Here is an 18604-nt window from a genome sequence, read left to right on the forward strand (position 1 = left end):
GGCTTTCTTAGCCCGTAGCCATGTTACACAGATTTGGGAAAAACTGATATTACATAAATCATACTCGCGTCGTGCAAATCAGAAACTCCACTTAACTCCTCCCATCATTTGGAATCCCATGCCCGGATGAATGCCGTCGATACGGCTGGCGACGTATTTTTTATCGCTCAGATTGTAGCCGTTCATATAGATATTGATGTCCTTGGTGGCTTTGTAATTGGCCGAGACATTGTAAGTCGTATAGCCGGCTATGATGCCATGCTGACCATCCGCGGTTTCGGCAACCGTGTTTTCCTTGTCGCTAAACTGCTGGCTGACGCTTTGTACGCCAAAGCGGATATCCAGTCCCCAAGGCGTCTCGACACCGATATTGGCGTTGATCAAATGCTCGGGCGCGTAAGGCAAACGGTTGCCTGCAACAATTTCCGCGCTCGGTACATCGCTGTCGAAATAAGTATCGGTATACGTATAAGAAGTGGTGAGATAATAGTTGTACTCGGTGCCGAACAGTTGGTCGGAATCCAAACGGAAACCGGTTTCCACGCCTTGATGCACACTCTCGCCTGCATTGATCCACATATCGTCGTCGACCAGAATTTCATTGACGATTTGATCCTCGAAATCGATTCTGAAATAAGTCAATTCGGCGTTGATGCCGGGGATCGGTGAAGTACGAACGCCCGCTTCATAGTTCAAGCTCATTTCAGGATTTACTTGTCTGAGCACGCCAGACTCCGGGTCCATGACGTCGTCAATCCGCGCCGGAGCGAATCCGCGATGCACGCCGGCAAACAAGGTGACGTTGTCGATGCCGTTATAGGTTGCGCCGATGCCGGGCAACGCTTCGGTACGCGTGATTTCTTCAGATCTGTTATCGATATGATTAATATTGTCTTGCACGTAATGCTCGATACGAATTCCCGGCGTCACGGTGAAATCGCCGATGAAGAAGCGATTTTGCCCGAAAAATGACAATGCCTGCGTATTAAGGGAATTGTTTTGGTAACGATTGCGTCCGTGATTATTTAAACCGGTGCCTTGCGTTGTGTCTCTTGGTCCGGCATTGCCCACATAGCGCTCCCGGTCGGCCCATTCGAAATGTCCGCGAATCCCCAACGTGGTTTCACTTTGCACGCCGAATGCGTCATGCGTAAAGACCAGTTTCGGTTCGATGCCGAACACACTGTAGGTTCTGGGTCGCTGTTCATTACCGCAGGTAGGGGCTACCTCGGCTGAAATCGGCTCGCCCCGGGTCGCGCAGTTGTTCATTTCCGAGGAATCGTTAGCCTGACGTATCGACTCGCGGAACATGTGATTGCCGTAAATGTTCGTGCTGAAATGCATCGTATCGGATATATCGAATTCATAGAGCGCCTGGCCTGCGTAGCGGCGAACTTCGAAGCTATCGTTGCGCAAATAATTCGTGCGTCGGTTGAGGCGATACATCTCGCTGGTCATGCCGGCCTCGCCCATTTGCGCGTCTTCATGGGTCAATATCCCTTTCAGCATCAGGCGTTGACGATCATCGATTTTAATCAAGGCTTTCAGTGCCAGATCGTCCACTTCCTGATGCTCGCCATTGCGGATGCCATCCGATTCCTGGCGGATATAATCCAGGGACAAGCCGACGTTATCGAGCGTGCCGCCCAGCCTCAGATGCGTATCGTAATAACCGTTGTTGCCGCCGGTGGCCGAAATCGAGCCGCCGAACTCTTCGGGAATCGCCGGGCTGACAAAGTTGACCGCGCCGCCGACAGTTTGCGGCCCGTACATGATTTGCCCGGAACCCTTTAAAACCTCGATGCGGTCGATACGTTTATTGGTCGGAATATAATGGTTGCTGGGATCGCCGTAAGGCGCCAATTGAATTGGCGCACCGTCTTCCAGTAACTGCGTGCGCGCGGAACGTCTGGGGTCCAGGCCGCGAATGCCAAGGTTATAGCGTCGCCCCAGCACATCCTCGTCGACGATATGAACGCCCGGCACGGTGCGCATCGCGTCTTTGGTCGATAATGGGCCTTGGCGGTCAAGCGTGGTTTTGTCGATGACAAAGCCGGAGCCTGGAATGTGTTCCAATTGCGAAGGAGATTGTCCGATAATTTCAAGGCTGGGCAGTGCCATGGAAGGCGGTTTGTCGTCGACCGTATCGGCTTTGACCGCATTGACATTGATCGCGGTTAATACAGCGGCTGTTATCGCGCTCAGACGAAATAGTTTATTCGAGCTGTTAAAAGAATTATTTTTGTTGTTGGGAGAAGGTATAAAAAATTGGGGCATCAATCTGCACTCATAAGCTGCTTTATCAATAAAGCGAGCCATTCTAGTAAATGCTTTTCTTAATCCCTATAGGAAAAAATCCCGAATTTAATTCAGTCAAGGCTTACGCATTGGTTTTTCTCCCGCCGGGATGTCTACAAGAAAGGAAGCAGTAGGGCAACAAAAGTAGGCGAAATCACCCTCACATGCTTGCGTAAATCCTGTCAGCCTGGGTTTTAGGTTTGTAATCGAAAATATATAAAACTTTCAGCTAAGCAAATTTTTAACGGCTATTTTTTATAATTTCTTTTCCAGCACTTGCGGAAGATTGCGCGCGACCGCCTTGACGAAATGGTGGATATCCTCGGCGGAGAGATGCCGGGTCAAGGTGAATCGGATGCCTGATTTACGTAGCGAGACGGCGGGGTAAACAGCATGATTGGTATAAAAACCTTCGTCCTGCAGGCGTTTGACCATGTGCGCTGCAATGTGAGGGTGTCCGAACTTGATGTAAAAAATGGGCGACAGCGAGGAAATCGCCAAAGGCAGGTTATATTCCTTGAACAGAAGATTGCACAGCGTAATGCGATCCTTGATTTCCTTCTGCAGGCGTTCGATCTCGGGCGACAGATGAATGCGGGCCGAGGCGAGCGCGGCGCCCAGCATGGGGGGCTGGATAGGGCCCGAGAAAATCATCGGGCCGCCGCAGTTTTTAACCTGGCGATGCATTTGAGCCGAGGAGAAAATCAGCACGCCGCCCGCGGCCGAGAAAGCCTTGCACAGCGAGGTGGCAACCACCATGCGTTCCCGAACAGGCATCTGGTCGAGGACATAGCCCCGGCCATGCTTGCCGGTCCAGCTCATGCCGTGCGCGTCGTCAAAATACAGATACAATTGTTCGTAGCGTTGCAGCAGCTTGCCTAACGCGTTGACGGGGGCCAGGTCGCCAAACATGCTATAGACACCGTCGGTCAGGTACCAGATATGGTGATATTCGGAACTCAGCTCATTGATGCGTTCTTCCAGGATCTCCAGATTGCCATGGGGCAGGACTTCGACCGGAACGCCTTGCGCCTGCGCGAGCTTGGCGGCCGTTTGCACGCTGTTGTGCACCATCTGGTCGAGAAGAATCACATCTCCTTTTTGAATAAGGACAGGCAGGGCCGCGATATGGCCCAGTGTTGTCGTAGGCGTGACCAGTACATGGCCGCCAAACAGTTCCTCCAGCATGGATTCCAGGTCGCCATATGGCGTGGCGGAAAGATAGGTTCTGGAAATCGCGAATTGCGTACCGAATCGCGTCACGGCATCAATAGTGCCTTGCCTGAGCCGCTTGTCCAGTTCCAGCCCCAAGTAACTGCAGAGCGCGAAATTGATTAGATGCCTGTCGTTCAGGCAGATAGTCCGGCCATTGTAAAACGCGTCCTCAGTCGTGTGCTGCGCCAGGCCATGATTGACCCCGGCGCTTATTATTTCATCAAAAGCGGTGACCCAGCTTGATTTAATATTCATTAACTAATCCTGACTGAATTGGCGTTATTTTTACTGATCCTGCGGTCCGATGTGTATCGGTAAATGTGTTTTTTGTGACCAAGGTCAAGTATTTGCTGGGCCATGAAGATATTCTGCCGGTCCGTAGCATCAGATCTTTCTGAAAACGGTGAAATCATTAAAAGTACGCCACAGTCACCTTCGGCCGGACTATTAAATATTAGGAGTGTGATAGCCAGCCGGGAAGGGACTGCGACAGCGGAGAGGTTAAGTCATGAAACTTAACTCAAGCTTAACAATAAGATATTGGTCAGAAATAACTCTGTTTAGAAGCAATGCGAATTATCATATAAAAAATAATCTATTGCTATTACATAAGGGTTACTCAATGAAATAATAGCGATTTAAGTAATCTGACTACTATCTAAATTAAGCTTGGATAATCACCTCATACCTTATCAAATCAGCTTTTTAGCCAGGACGTTCGCATCGCACGCCTCGACTTACCGTTTATTGACGGTTGGCAGACAAGGCATCGTGTTATCGGGCCATGAAGCCCATACCGTCCCATTCCTGCGGATTGCCACCAGCATCGCCATTGAGCCGGGATATGTCTGGGATGCGCTGGCGATTCATCTGGAAGACGGCCGGGTGATTCGCTTCGGCGGCGTGTCTAAGAAAAAGGCGGATAGTCTTCAGGCCGAATTAAACCGGCAAGCCCGGAATCACATTAAAGGTTTTTATCAGACTCTTATTCCCGATCTGAGGCAGGCCTATCAGCAAGCGCAGGCATTATTCAGTCAGCAGCGCTATATCCGCCATGCCGCTGCCAGGCAGTGGCTGAATAACCACGGGCATTTGCGCCACGGCGTCTCGCGCCGGGATATCGCACATTATCTGTCTAGGGAAGAAAATCAGCTGCTTGAGCTGGTCCGGCCCTTCCTGGAAAAAGGCATCGAACATTTCGCGGCGGTCAATGACGCCTACGTTCAATTTCAGCTCAAGAAATACCGGGACTATTTCGACCGGGTTGAAAGCAATCCCCTGACCGACAGGCAACGCAAAGCCTGCGTGATAGATGAGCAGTACAACCTGGTGCTGGCGGGCGCCGGCACCGGCAAGACCAGCACCATGATAGGCCGGGCCGGCTATCTTCTGAAATCAGGGCTCGCGGCCCCCGGGCAAATCCTGATGCTGGCCTATGCCAACAAGGCCGCCGGGGAAATGCAGGAACGCATTCAGTCCAGGCTGGGCATCAGCACGCTGACGGTCAAGACGTTCCATAGTCTCGGCAAACAGATCATCACCGAGGTCGAAGGCGCGGTGCCGACCATTGATAAAATGGCCGAAGACGAGACATTGAGAGCCCGGTTCGTCGACGACCGGATCAAACGCTTGTTGCTCGACGACCGCTATAAATCCCGCCTGGTCACCTACTTCACGCGCTTCCTGTATCCGTATAAAAGCCGCTTCGCCTTTAAAACCGAAGGCGCCTATCATGCCTATATTCTGGAAAATGAAATCCGCACGCTGCAGGGCGAACTGGTCAAGAGCTATGAAGAAGGCGAAATCGCCAATTACCTGTATCGGCAGGGCATTGTTTACGAATATGAGGCGCGTTATCAGGTCAATACGGCCGGGCCCGATTTCAAGGCCTATCAGCCCGATTTTTATCTGCCCGAGCACGGGCTTTATATCGAGCATTTCGTCGTCAATGAAAACGGTGAAACGCCGCCGTTCATCGATAGTCGGAAATACCTTGAGGGCATGGCCTGGAAGCGCGCGCTGCATGAAACGCATAAAACGCGGCTGATCGAGACTTTCAGCCATCAAAAGCACCAGGGCGTGCTGATCGATGCGCTCCGGGAGCAATTGCTGGCGGCCGGCGTTCAATTTCGCCCGGTGCCGGATGATCAACTGCTAAGCCGGTTGCGCGAATTCGGTGAGGTTTCCAGATTCAGCGAACTGATCGCGAAAGTCCTGGCCTTGTTCAAGGCCGCTTTCCTGTCGGTAAAAGACCTGAGCAGCCTGGCGCACCAGCATGAGGACAAGGAGCGCATGCTGGCGGCGGTTCAGCTGTTCGAACCGGTCTATCAGGCGTACCAGCGGCACCTGCATGATGCCGGAACGATCGATTTTGACGACATGATCGGCAAGGCCATCAGTTATGTCGAATCCGGCCGGTACCGTTCGGCCTACCGGTATGTGCTGGTCGATGAGTTTCAGGACATCTCGGCGAGCCGCGCCCGGCTGGTGAAAGCGCTGCTGGCGCAGCACCCCGACAACAGCCTGTTTTGCGTTGGCGACGACTGGCAGGCGATTTACCGCTTTACCGGCAGCGATGTCTCGATCACCAAAGACTTTGAACGACACTTCGGTTTTACGGCCACGAGCGTGCTCGACAAGACTTTTCGCTTCAATAATAAAATAGGCGAGGTCGCGTCCCGGTTTGTCAGCCGCAATCCGGCCCAGATCAAAAAGCGCATCCAAAGCCACCGGCAGGTCGACCAAGCGGCTGTGTCGCTGATCAGGACCGCAACCGAGTCAATCGGCCTCAACGCGGCGCTGGCCAGAATTGCGCAAAAGCAGCCTGCCGGCGCCAGCGTGCTGATCCTGGCGCGATTTAATTTCAGGCAACCCGAGCTTTCCGGCCTGAAACGCCAGTATCCGCAATTGAAGCTGCAGTTCATGACCGTTCATGCCTCGAAGGGCCGAGAAGCCGACTATGTGATTGTCCTGGGGCTGGAACACGGCAAGCAGGGTTTTCCTTCGGAAAAAGCCACGCATGCGCTGCTGGAAATGTTGTTGCCGCAAGCGGAAGACTATCGATACGCCGAGGAAAGGCGGCTGTTTTATGTCGCGCTGACGCGGGCCAGACATCATGTCTATCTGATCGCCGACGGCAACAAGGCATCAAGCTTTGTCCGCGAATTGGTCAATGACAAGTACGCGATCCTGACCGATGAGTTTCAAGGCAGCGGCTTCCAGAAACAGCTGGCCGATACGCCCTACGAGCGCTGCAAAACCGGCTATATGGTCGCCAGGAAAAGCCGACACGGCCTATTCTACGGCTGTAATCGATATCCGCTCTGCAACCATAAGCAAAAAGGCTGCCCGAAGTGCGGCAGCGCCTTGATCACGGAGGGAAAATTCAGGGTCTGTCAAAACAGGGACTGTGAGGTTGCCGAACCGGTCTGTCCGAAATGCGGCGGCAGCATGATCCTGCGCAAGGGTAAATACGGCCAGTTTTGGGGCTGCGCCAATTACCGGTCGAATACCGGATTTTCCTGCGCTCATACCGAGCAGGTTACAAAGTCCGGGGATGGGCGCGGATTGTCGGACCGGGACTATATCACCTGATGCCGCTTCGGCCGGAATCAGGGTGCGAGAGTGTGAAAGAATTCATTTTTTAGCCCCAATCCATAACTAACCACAGAGGACACAGAGCGCGCAGAGTTTTTAATGTATTGAATTAATTAGAGCGTTTATTTATTAGCCGTAAATATTGCCTTTAGGCATGCGTCGCCATGAAAACAAGCCATTCACTGACCGACAGGGCGCCAGAAGTGTCCATAAATCCAGTAGGGTACGCAGTGCGTACCTTTTGGGATGACATTCACCGGAACCGATTGAAAAGGTACGAGACTGTGAAAGTATTCGTTTTTTGAAATTTTCACCACAATATGTTGTGCATTTGATATTTGTATATAACAGCATATAGATATTGAAGAGAAAAATGCTGAATACTTTCACGAACGCATACCGGGCCACGACGTGCCGCTCTCAAAGCCCGGTATGGGTTCCCACGGAGGACCGTGGGAACCAGGGAATTTCACAACAGCCGTTGCTTTCAAGTAACGGCTGATTGCTATAACTTGTCAGGGATAATACATTCACACTCTCGTATGCTGGGTTTCCGCAAGGCTCCAAACCGGCCTACGTGCTAACAACAAGAAGGATAAACATGGCTTTGGAACTGAATCCGCTGCGCGCGGGCGGCAAGCGCCCGGCCGGCGTCCTGAATATCGCCCATCGCGGCGCGCGCGCGTTTGCGCCCGAGAATACATTGGCCGCATTCGAAAAGGCCAGGCACTTCGGTTGCCGGATGTTTGAGCTCGATGTCCATCTGTCGAAAGACGGCGAGCTGATCGTGCATCATGACGATCAGCTCACGCGCTGCACCGATGTCCGAGTGAAATTTCCGGGCCGCGGCCGCTATGCGGTTGCCGATTTTACCGGTGACGAATTGCGCCGGCTGGATGCCGGCAGCTGGTACGTTGATCAATTGGCTTTGCCAGCCGGTCGACGGCAGGGGTTTTTACAGGGCTTGACCGATGAAGAACGGGAACAGTTTGTCAGTGCGCGGGATCTGGCACGCTATGCGTCCGGCGAGATCGGCCTGCCCACCTTGCAGCAGGCGCTGGAACTCGCCCGGCGTGAAGAGCTGATGGTCAATATCGAGCTGAAATCGTTGCCATGCATGTATCCGGGCATGGCCGAGGCGGTGGTGGAACTCGTCGAATGGCTGGGCATGGAAAGCTACGTGTTAATCTCGTCATTCGACCACGAACAGCTGGTCAGCGTGCGCCGCCGCTCGGACAGCATAGCGACAGGCGTGCTGACCGGCGACCGGCTGGCGAAACCGGCCGCCTACCTGGAATTGCTCGATGCCGATGCCTATCATCCGAATACCGATGCGGTGGGACTTAACTCGCTGGCCCGAAAGCTCGATCCGTGCGGAATTGCCGATGTGCTGGCGGCAAATCGCGCGGTCAATGTCTGGACCTGTAACGACAAGGATCAGATGCGGCAGCTGATCGCGGCCGACGTGACCGGCGTGATATCGGATTTTCCCAACCGGGTCCGCGCTGTGTTGTTGGAATCATAATTCGGCAATCAGGCAAAGCGGTCAGGCAGCCAGCCCCGATTCACGCATTCGCGAAAACTCCAGGGCGGCCGGGTTTCGGTCTTGTAGCTCCAGAAGAACCAGCCCAGGTATTTCTCGAACGTCGCCAGTTGCGCCGCGGCATAGCCGCGATAGGCGACCGATAACTGGAAGTCGTCCATCGCCTGCCGGTCATGGTCAAAAGGTCCTTCGGCCCAGAGCGAAAGCAGTTTCAAATCCAGCCCCAGGCTCCATTCGCCGACGTAAGTCGGCAGGCCGAAATTGCCGATAATGTCGTCGGCTTCGTTTTTCCAGTCGACGACCGCTTTCCGGATATGGCCGTAAATGTCCGTATTGATGTCGTCCTGGACAAAACACTGATAGCGGTGAATGTCGAACACGACATTGCAAAATCCGGGCGGTTGCAGGAATCCCGTATATTCCGTGTACGGCCGGAAGCCGTCATGGAAGACCACGGCGACATCGCGAGCCTGGCAGTGCCGCCGTATCCGCTGATAACCCGCCGCCGTGTAGCGTTTTAACAGCGCCGTGTCGATGTCCCAGCGCGGCTCGTTCAGGACCTCGATGGCATGCAGGGCGGGTCGGCCTTGATAGCGCTCGGCCAGGCGCTCCAGCACCCGCAGCGAATAGTCGATATAGTTCTGATCGGTGTGCCACTCGCAGACGTTCTGAATGCCGCCGTTGTCGAAGCCGTTCTGGCAGCCGGGCGCGGCATGCAGATCCAGCACGATCAGCAGGCCGAGCGCTTCGGCCCAGTCGAAGGCGCGGTCGAGAACGTCCAGGCCGCCCTGGACATATGGATACAGCGCCTTGCCGTAGGCGCGGTGGTAGGGATAGTCCGGCCCGGTTATCCAGTGGCCGACCGGGATCCGGACCGCATTGATGCCGATTTCGGCCAGCCAGGCAAAATCGGCATAGGTGATGAACGTATCCCAATGCCTTTTTAGCAAACGCTCGGCGCGCGGCCCCAGTTCCACGCAATAAGATGTCTCGTCAAGGGCTTTCAGGCCCTCGAAGAGGCTGGGCGTCATCCATTTTTCCAGCAGCAGCCAGCCGCCGAGGTTGACGCCGCGCAGTTTATTGCTAGACACAGGCTACGCTCCGTTTACAACACGATCCGGCGCTGATGAAACATCTCGGCCTTGGGTTCATGGCTGATGGTCAGCAGGGCGGCGTCGGGCAGCTTCTGGCTGATCAGTTTCATCATCTCGACTTCGCCCTCGGAACCTAGCGAGTCGAACGCCATTTCCATAAAGATCCACTTGGGCTGCTGCAGCAGCAGCCGGACCACGCCCAAACGCTGCTGTTGCTCGCGCGGCAGCGCTTTCTCCCAATTATCGACCTGATCAAGTTGCTCCACCAATTCCTTCAGGCCTGCGAGTTCAAGCGTATCCTCGAGCAGGGAAGGGCTGAAGTCCTCACAGGCGGACGGATAACAGATGGCCTCGCGCAAGGTGCCGGTCGGCAAGTACGGGCGCGGCGGCATGAAGAACAGGTATTCGTCGTCAGGCAGTTCGATCCGGCCGGTGCCCCAGGGCCATAGCCCCGCTATGGCCTTGAACAGCTTGGAACCGGTGAAGGCGTTGCCGGCGATAAGCACCCGTTCTCCGGCCTTGATCTCGTCATTGACGTTCGCCGCGCAGACAATGCCGTCAAGTCGGCTGATGCACAGATTTTCGAAATGCAGGACCGGCTGGTCCGTTTTTTCCAACACGATGCGATGCGGATCGGGACGCACGATCTCGTCCTCCAGATCATCCAGTGCCTGGACCAGGCTCAATACGCGGTCGGCCGAGGCGCGCCATTGCGCGACGCCGGCCATGTTGTCGACCGGCCAGGACAAAGCTGAAGCCATATGCCGGAATGCCTGCACCGACTGCATCAAGGCGCCCAGGGTAATGGTGCCCCAGATATAGCGCGGCGCCGAGACCAGAACAGGGAAGGCCATGGACAGGACCGAATAGCCGGAGGTAAAAATCAAAATATAGGTCCAGGCATGGGTTTGCCGGTTATAGGCGCCGACTATGTCCTGGAAAAGCGTCGAGAAATGCTTTTTCTCGCTGGCCTCGCCGTGAATCAAGGCAATCGCCTGGGAATTCTCGCGCGCTTTTACCAGGCCATAGCGAAAATTGGCCTCGGTGGTTTGCTTGATGTCCGTCGCCTTGATCAGCGGCTGGCCTATCCACCAGCCTAAAACCGAAGCCCCGGCCGCATAAATCAGCGCTATCCAGACCAGATGGCCATAGATGGGAATTACGATAAAGCCCAAATCAAGCTTAACGACACCCGATAGCGTCCACAGGATTTTGGTGAAACTGATCAGCAGCAGCAAATTGTAAAATAACGAATGCAACAAGCCGATGGCGTTTTCGGTGGCGATACGGACATCCTCGGCGATGCGGCCATCCGGGTTATCGTGCTCGGCGGTCTGTATGTGGGTTACCTGATAATGGCGGCCTTTGATCATCCACCGGCCGGTCACGCGCTTTGTCAGCCAGTCCCGCCAGCCGATCTGCAGGTATCGCTTGACGTTCAGATGCAAGGCGGTGGCCGTCATGCTGGCTGCAAAGATCAGCAGCAGAAGCCCGACCTGCTTGAGCAGTCCGGACATTGAACGCTGTTCCAGGGCATCAAATAGCGCGGCGCTCCATTCCGTGATGATAACGGCAATGGCGATCTGCACGATAGTCAGCACAATCAGGGCTAAAGTCGCCTTGCGAATGGCGGCCTTGTCTTCGGAATGCCAGTATGGACCGGCCAAGCGCATGAATTGGATAAAAAATCCGCTGGATCCCTGCATGGGTGATTCTCCGCGTTAGGTGAGGGTATTACATGAACATCAGGACTGCTTGATCAAACATCACACTGAGGAAAGGCGCGGAGTGTGTTAGTCGGCCTGCTTTGCCGCGGTCACGGCGGATGTTTCGGAGGCGGATTCAAGTTCGGCTTTTTCCTGTTGGGAAAAATAAGTCCCGCCGACAATAAAGCTCATGATCAACACATAAACCACCGAAGCGATATAGCGGGCCTTCTTGGACTGTTGGTAACTATTCATCAGTATCTTCGTTTAAGTTAAATTTCAAGGAATTCCGCATTAAATCAAGCCTCATAGAGATGGTCAAGATAATAAAACGAGGCCGGGATTTCGGCCGTTTCGTGCCCGATCGCTGTTGTTGACATTCGGCTGAACAGCGGCTTTGACAGGGCGCTGGTCCTGCTGAGGTCACCATGAACGAAAACAAGATTACGGTTTATTACGACGGTGCCTGCCCGATATGCAGACGCGACAGGCGGCATTATGAAAAGCTTGCGGGCAAGGGCGGCGAACAGGTCTGCTGGTTCGATATCACGGGGCAAGAGGAGCGGTTGCGCGAGTTGGGCATCGATCCCAGGAAAGCCTTGACGGAACTGCATGTCAGCGATGAGCAGGGGCGGGTGGTGTCGGAACTGGATGCCTATATTCTGCTGATGAGCAAAGTGCCGTTGCTGAAACCTGTCGCCTGGTTGATCGGTTTGCCTTTGATCCGGCCGCTGCTGGCCAGGATTTATCACCGGCAGGTCAACCGGCGGTTGAGGAAAAGAGGATTGCTTTGAGGGCTTGTTGAGTGCGTGCGAGCTGGGTTGGCGCTTTAGCGCCAACCCAGCATGGGCGGCCCCGAACGCCGGGTTTATCAGTCCGCCCTCCCGCTGTGAAAAGCTCCGGTTCCCGGCGCGGCAAACGGGATAAAAAGCGCCTGCGGGCGGAATCGATCAATAAATCCTGCCGAACAAATCCACATGCGTCAGATACAGCCTCAAATCAAACTCAAATTGATGATAGGCCGGTTCCATGTATTCACACAGTTTGTAAAATGCCTTGTTATGCTCTTTTTCCTTTAAATGCGCCAGTTCGTGCACGACGATCATGCGCAGGAATTCGATCGGCACCTGTTTAAAGACGGAGCCTATGCGGATTTCGTTTTTCGCTTTCAGCTTGCCGCCCTGTACCCTGGATATGAACGTATGGAGGCCCAGGGCATGATGCAGGACATTGATTTTATCGTCATAAATGACTTTGCTGAGCGGCTGGGACTTGCGCAGCCAGGTGTTTTTCATATCCACGACATAGGCGTAAAGCGCCTTGTCCGTCCGGATGTCATGGGCCGTGGGGTATTTTTTCAGCAGCAGCTCCCCCAGTTTTTTGGTATGGATCAGATGCTGTATCTGATCGGTTATTTTTTCGGGATAGCCGGCCAAATAGTGTAATTCTTGCATGGGTTTACCTTTGCTACGAGACATTGCCGATCCGCATGACGGCCCGCTTACGTTATGATATCGGCGACGGCAATGTCAACAAGTCCCATCAGGGAGTAATCTTGGATATTCAGACGACAACGAGGGTGCGATGACGGAAAAATCGGTAAAAACGAAACGATGGGAGGCGGCCTTGACGCTGCTGCTGTGGTTGTCGGTTCTGGGCTTTATGGGCGCTGTCAATGCCCGGCAGGCCGCGGCGCCTCCGCCATCTTCGCAGGACGCGGCACCCCGGCGGGCCGCCGATATTGAGGTTTTCGTGCGCGAGGGCTGCCCGCACTGCGAGAAGGCCGAGGAATTCTTGAAACTGTTGGCCTTCGAGCAACCCCGGTTGCTTATTGTCGTGCGCGACATCCACCGCGACCCGGGCGCGCTCGAACGCCTGATGGACATCGCCGAAGCGGCAGGCACAAGCTTGAGCGTGCCGACATTTCAGGTGCGCGGACAAACCATCGTCGGCTTTGCCGGCCAGGAGAGCACAGGGAGGCTGATCCGCAACATCCTGGCGTCGCCCCCGCCGAAGCGTCAATCCCCGCCGGGAACGGCCGAAACCTGCGAACCGGAAGCGCCGCAGCCCTGCGAGGCGGAGACTGGCGCAGCCGGACCGGACACTTTTGATTTGACGTTTCTGGGCCGGCGCATAACCCTGGAACAGGTGGGGCTGCCGCTGTTTACGATCGCGATGGGACTGCTGGACGGTTTCAATCCCTGCTCCATGTGGGTTCTGATCCTGATGATCTCGCTGCTGGCGCCCATGCAGGACCGGATGCGCATGTTTGCGGTCGCCGGCGCGTTCATCGCCGTCGAAGGTATCGCCTATTTTATTTTTATGGCGGCTTGGCTTAATCTGTTTCTGATCATAGGTCTCTCGCGCGTCTCGGAAATCGTCATCGCCGGAATTGCCATGCTGGCCGGCGCGATCAACCTGAAGGATTTCTGGGTTTACGGCTGGGGCGTATCGCTGTCGATCCCTGAATCCGCCAGGCCCGGCATCTACGCCAGAATCCGCGCGATCCTGCAAGCCGAGAATCTGCGCGGCGCCATGATCGGCGCCGTGGTGCTGGCCATTCTGGTGCAGATCGTCGAATTTCTCTGCACCTCGGGGTTTCCGGCGCTTTACACGCGCATTCTGACCATGCGGCAACTGGAAGGTCTGAGTTATTACGGCTATCTGTTGCTTTACAATCTCGCTTATATGCTCGATGACGCGATCGTGCTGGGCATCGGTATTATCACGCTCAGCCAGCGACGGCTGCAGGAAAAGGAAGGGCGCTGGCTGAAACTGATCAGCGGACTGGTCATGGCGGGGCTGGGCTTGTATTTGCTGGTTTCGCCGTTTTGATGGCCTTGAGTTCCAAATGTTCAGATCAAACGGGGCGTCTGTATCGTATGGATGCATTGTAGGGGCGGACCTGCGTGTCCGCCCTGTTTCGGGTGCACAACAGGCTATCGGAGAACCGCTGACCGAAGAGGAACCGCTGGGCAAGGGCGAACACACAGGTTCGTCCCCACGTGTCTGTTCATTTTATGGTATCAGGGCACCAAACCGTAGGAATTGCCAGCACGGTAGGCCGGGTTGTTAAACCCGGCATCTCGGAGTTGCCCATGCCGGGTTTCCGCAAAGCGCCAATCCAGCTCACGCTCTGCCTTCCGGGTAATTTCGCGCAATGAGAGGAAAACATGAAAAAAACAGAAAGCAAATTAAATTATCTGAAATTAATCCGTCATTATTTTATTCTTATTGCCATGAGCAAAAATCTTTTGTAGGTCGTCATATCATGAAAAATGAGTAATGGATTTTTCCTCGGTAAATCAGATAGTGGCGGCGTTAAAAAATGGAGTTATTAGATGCAGGCGTTGATTCAATTTTTGTTTGGTGTGGAAGAGTTTATGCCGCATGGTTTCTGCTTTCTCTGGAAACCGCAGTTGCTCTGGCTTTTTGTTATTTCCGATGTGGCCATTGCGCTGGCGTATTTTTCCATTCCACTGGCCTTGGGGTATTTTTTATACAAGCGGCAAGACATCGAATATCGATGGGTTTTTGTATTATTCAGCCTTTTTATTTTTGCCTGCGGCGCGACGCATTTATTATCGGCCTTCACTATCTGGAAACCGATCTATGGCTTGCACGCGACAATGAAGGCCATCACTGCCATGCTGTCCCTGGCGACCGCGATCATCTTGTGGCCGCTCATTCCAAAGGCTATTCTCATTCCGAGCCGAAGCCAGTTAATGAAAGCGAATCGGGAGCTGGAACAAGAAATTTTTGTTCATAAGGAAACCCGAAAAACATTGAAGCAGTTAAACGAGGATCTGGATCATCAGGTTGAACTCAGGACAAAAGAACTGCTGGAGGTCAATCAGGCTCTCAAACACAGCGAGCAGCGCTTCAAACGGGTGGTGAACATTATTCCGGCGGCGCTATTCACGATCAAACAGACCGATAATCCCAAATCGCCTTGTCAGGTTTCTTTCATCGGCGATTCAATTACCTCTATTTCAGGCTACGAACCCTCCCGATGGTATACGGATAAAACGTTATGGATGGATCACGCTTGCCCTGATAGTGACGGCACTTTATTCGCCTTCATCGACACGCTCGTCGGCAAGCGCGATATGACCGCTGAGTCGGTACACACCCTGCCGGCCTGGCATCATCAATGGCGCTTGCGGCATCCGTCCAAGGGCGAGATCTGGCTGGAGGGTTGCTCGGTTCCGGAGGTCGAGGCCGATGGCAGTATTTTGTGGTATGGCTTTATTCATGATGTTACCGAACGCAAGCGTCCCGAGGAAGCGTTGCGCGAGGCCGACCGCCGCAAGGATGAATTTCTTGCCATGCTTGCTCATGAGTTGCGCAACCCGCTCGCGCCCATCCGTAATGCTGTGCAGTTGATGAAGGAACAGGATTTTAGCGCCAATCCCATGCTGGAATGGATTTGTAATGTGATTGGCCGTCAGGCCAGTCATATGGCGCGCCTGCTGGATGACCTGCTCGATGTCGCGCGCACGATGCAGGGCAAGATTTCGCTGAAGATCGAACCTTTCAATCTGACTGAGATTGTGGATAGTGCCGTCGAAACCTGTGGTCCCTTGATCAAAGACCGTCAACAGAAGCTGGAGATTTTACGTCCGATACCCCCTCTATGGGTTAAAGGCGATCACCTGCGCCTGGCGCAGGTGCTTTCCAATCTGCTCAATAATGCTTCCAGATATACCGATGAAGGCGGCCTGATCACGCTGAGCGTGAGCCAGGAGGAAGCCATGGCCGTGATCAAGGTGCGGGATACGGGTATCGGCATCGCGCCCGAAATGCTGCCGCATATTTTCGATCTTTTTACCCAGGCCGACGGTTCGTTATCGCACTCCCGGGGCGGTTTGGGAGTCGGGCTTACCCTGGTGCGCAGACTGGTAGAGATGCACGGGGGCACGGCGAGCGCCGCGAGCGCGGGCATTGGCCAGGGCAGTGAATTCACGGTGCACCTGCCGCTGGTTTCGGATGTGCAATATAAGGCCGTCGAGCCTGCCCGGGCAGAATCCCAGCCGTTATGTGCCAAACTGCGTATTCTGGTCGTGGACGACTATCCGGACGCCCTGGAAAGTCTGTCCATGCTGCTCCAGGCGGAAGGGCATGACGTCGATACGGCCAACTGCGGCGTCAAAGCCGTCGAACGGGCGCAAGCCTTCCGTCCGCAAGTAGTCTTGCTGGATATCGGTCTTCCCGACCTGGACGGTTATGAAGTGGCGCAACGGCTGCGTGAACTGCCGGAAACACAGCAGGCTGTCCTGGTCGCCTTAACCGGTTATGGCCAGCCTGAAGACCGCGCACGCTCAAAGCGCGCGGGCTTCGATCATCATCTGCTGAAACCGGTGGACCCCGATGTTCTGGCTGATCTATTGGCATCAGCGGGCGAAACCCGGCGATAGGCGGCAGCGTTGGGGTATGCGCTTTTTTATGTCAGCAGGTTAACGAGCATGTTTTCATAGATCCGGGTCAGGACTTCCAGGTCTGCCAGGCCGACATTTTCATTGATTTTATGAATGCTCTCATTGAGCGGTCCGAGTTCGATCACCTGCGCGCCGGTCGGCGCGATAAAACGGCCGTCCGACGTGCCGCCGCCCGTGTCGTCAAGCGTTTCAAGACCGGTAACGGTTTTGATGGCGGCATGGGCGGCATCGATCAAGGCGCCTTTTTCGGTCAGGAACGGGTTGCCCGACAAGCGCCATTGCAGGTCGTATTTAAAACCGTGTCTGTCCAGTATGGCGCGGGTGCGTTGCTTGATGGTTTCCTCGTCCAGTTCCGTGCAGAAGCGCAGGTTGAACTGGATTTCCACGCTGCCGGGAATGATATTCTCAGCGCCGGTGCCGGCATTGATGTTGGAGACTTGCAGGCTGGTCGGCGGGAAGAATTTGTTGCCGCGATCCCAGACTTCCTCGGTCAGCTCTTTTAACGCCGGCGCAAAGGTATGAATGGGGTTTTCAGCCAGTTCAGGGTAGGCGACATGGCCTTGTACGCCGATCACGGTCAGTCTGGCGCATAAAGAGCCGCGTCGGCCGACCCGGATGACATCGCCGATTTGTTTGTCGCTGGACGGTTCGCCGACCAGGCACCAGTCGATTTTCTCGCGGCGTTTTTCCAGCACCTCGACCACTTTGACGACGCCGTTCGTGGCGATGCCTTCCTCGTCGCTGGTCAGCAGGATGGCAATGGCGCCCCGATGATCGGGATGCCGGGCGATAAAGCGTTCCACGGCCGTAACGAAGCAGGCGATGCCGCCTTTCATGTCGGCGGCGCCGCGGCCGTAAAGCCTGCCGTCGCGGATGGTCGGTTCAAACGGGGGCGAAAGCCAGGCTGCCAATGGTCCGGGCGGCACGACATCGGTGTGACCGAGGAACACGAACAACGGTTTGGTCTCGCCGCGCTTGAGCCAGATGTTTTGCGTGTCTTCAAAGTCCAGGCGCTCCTCCGTGAAATCGAGTTTTTGCAAGCGGGCGGCCAGGAAATCCTGGCAGCCGGCGTCCCTGGGCGTTACCGAGTCGCGTTTGATAAGGTCTTTAAGCAGTTCTAGTGTGTCGCTCATGTTGATTGTGGATTGTTAGGATTTAGCGTCGGGGATGGCTGCATAAGCATTATTAGCCACGAAGATTACGAAGAAAATCATTGCATCGATCAGTACATTAAAACTTCGTGCGCTCCGTATCCTTCGTGGTTAAATCGCTTAGCGAAGTGCGAATGAATTCGCACCTACAATTTACCGTCATAATCAAGTTGACTGACTACTGGTTTCTTTCGCCGCTTTTGTCCCCGACAGGTTTGCGGCATACCCGCCATCCCTGGCGGTATAGCCGATAATAATTTGATCACCGGTATCGAGGACCGGGCGCTTGATCAGCGTCGGTGTCTCAAGCATCAATTGCAGGGCTTTGTCCTGCGTCAGATCGGCTTGTTGCTCGGCGCTGAGCTGGCGCCAGCTGGTGCTGCCGCGGTTCAGCAGTTTGTTCCAGTCGGCATGGGCGGCAAAATGCGCGAGCTGCTCGGGTGTGAGTCCGTCGGACCTGAAATCATGGAACCGGTAGGCGATGCCGTTTTCATCCAGCCATTTGCGGGCTTTTTTGACGGTATCGCAGTTTTTGATGCCGTAGAGTGTGTACATGAGGGGC

At 54.6% G+C, this 18604-nt stretch carries 13 protein-coding genes; 5 read left to right on the top strand and 8 right to left on the bottom strand.

All coding sequences use genetic code 11. The features are described 5' to 3' along the window. Positions 1-78 precede the first annotated feature (78 nt). A complete protein-coding gene (locus METMA_RS0116500) occupies positions 79-2277 on the bottom strand; it encodes a TonB-dependent receptor family protein (protein ID WP_232216370.1) in 2199 nt (732 codons plus the stop codon). A gap of 276 nt (positions 2278-2553) precedes the next feature. Next, positions 2554-3768 (bottom strand): aminotransferase class I/II-fold pyridoxal phosphate-dependent enzyme, encoded by a 1215-nt coding sequence (locus METMA_RS0116505; RefSeq protein ID WP_020160219.1) that lies wholly within the window; start codon positions 3766-3768, stop codon positions 2554-2556. Positions 3769-4182: 414 nt separating this feature from the next. Between METMA_RS0116505 and METMA_RS24870 the strand changes: the two genes are divergently transcribed. Further along, a complete protein-coding gene (locus tag METMA_RS24870) occupies positions 4183-7107 on the top strand; it encodes a UvrD-helicase domain-containing protein (RefSeq protein WP_156830531.1) in 2925 nt (974 codons plus the stop codon). 604 nt (positions 7108-7711) lie between these two features. Next, positions 7712-8635: a glycerophosphodiester phosphodiesterase gene (locus tag METMA_RS0116515; protein WP_020160221.1), complete on the top strand. Its 924-nt coding sequence runs from the start codon at positions 7712-7714 to the stop codon at positions 8633-8635. 8 nt (positions 8636-8643) lie between these two features. Here the strand turns inward: METMA_RS0116515 and METMA_RS0116520 are convergent, their stop codons facing one another. From METMA_RS0116520 to METMA_RS27560, 3 genes are all read right to left on the bottom strand, one after another. Beyond that, positions 8644-9744 carry a glycoside hydrolase family 5 protein gene (locus METMA_RS0116520; protein ID WP_020160222.1) on the bottom strand — a complete coding sequence of 367 codons (1101 nt, stop codon included), beginning with the start codon at positions 9742-9744 and terminating at the stop codon, positions 8644-8646. Positions 9745-9758: 14 nt separating this feature from the next. Then, positions 9759-11453 (bottom strand): ABC transporter ATP-binding protein/permease, encoded by a 1695-nt coding sequence (locus METMA_RS0116525; RefSeq protein WP_020160223.1) that lies wholly within the window; start codon positions 11451-11453, stop codon positions 9759-9761. Positions 11454-11540: 87 nt separating this feature from the next. After that, a complete protein-coding gene (locus METMA_RS27560) occupies positions 11541-11708 on the bottom strand; it encodes a hypothetical protein (protein WP_020160224.1) in 168 nt (55 codons plus the stop codon). A 173-nt stretch (positions 11709-11881) separates the two neighbouring features. Here METMA_RS27560 and METMA_RS0116535 point away from each other — a divergent pair, with 173 nt between their 5' ends. After that, entirely contained in the window at positions 11882-12247 is a 366-nt protein-coding gene (locus METMA_RS0116535) for a thiol-disulfide oxidoreductase DCC family protein (RefSeq protein WP_020160225.1), read from the top strand. Positions 12248-12403: 156 nt separating this feature from the next. On the opposite strand, the gene METMA_RS0116540 is transcribed toward METMA_RS0116535, so the two are convergent. Beyond that, positions 12404-12907: a YgjP-like metallopeptidase domain-containing protein gene (locus METMA_RS0116540; RefSeq protein WP_020160226.1), complete on the bottom strand. Its 504-nt coding sequence runs from the start codon at positions 12905-12907 to the stop codon at positions 12404-12406. 130 nt (positions 12908-13037) lie between these two features. Here METMA_RS0116540 and METMA_RS0116545 point away from each other — a divergent pair, with 130 nt between their 5' ends. After that, positions 13038-14288: a glutaredoxin family protein gene (locus METMA_RS0116545; RefSeq protein ID WP_020160227.1), complete on the top strand. Its 1251-nt coding sequence runs from the start codon at positions 13038-13040 to the stop codon at positions 14286-14288. A 506-nt stretch (positions 14289-14794) separates the two neighbouring features. Further along, entirely contained in the window at positions 14795-16870 is a 2076-nt protein-coding gene (locus tag METMA_RS25865; RefSeq protein ID WP_020160228.1) for a hybrid sensor histidine kinase/response regulator, read from the top strand. 26 nt (positions 16871-16896) lie between these two features. Here METMA_RS25865 and dapE read toward each other — a convergent pair whose 3' ends face one another. Both dapE and METMA_RS0116565 read right to left on the bottom strand, forming a co-directional pair. Next, the gene (gene dapE, locus METMA_RS0116560; protein ID WP_020160229.1) at positions 16897-18024 is read right to left on the bottom strand and encodes a succinyl-diaminopimelate desuccinylase; all 1128 of its coding nucleotides are present in this window, start codon (positions 18022-18024) and stop codon (positions 16897-16899) included. A gap of 183 nt (positions 18025-18207) precedes the next feature. Continuing rightward, on the bottom strand, positions 18208-18597 hold the full coding sequence (locus tag METMA_RS0116565) for an ArsC family reductase (protein ID WP_020160230.1): 390 nt from the start codon (positions 18595-18597) through the stop codon (positions 18208-18210). Positions 18598-18604 lie beyond the last annotated feature (7 nt).

Source organism: Methylobacter marinus A45, assembly GCF_000383855.1.
Classification (GTDB): Bacteria; Pseudomonadota; Gammaproteobacteria; order Methylococcales; family Methylomonadaceae; genus Methylobacter; species Methylobacter marinus.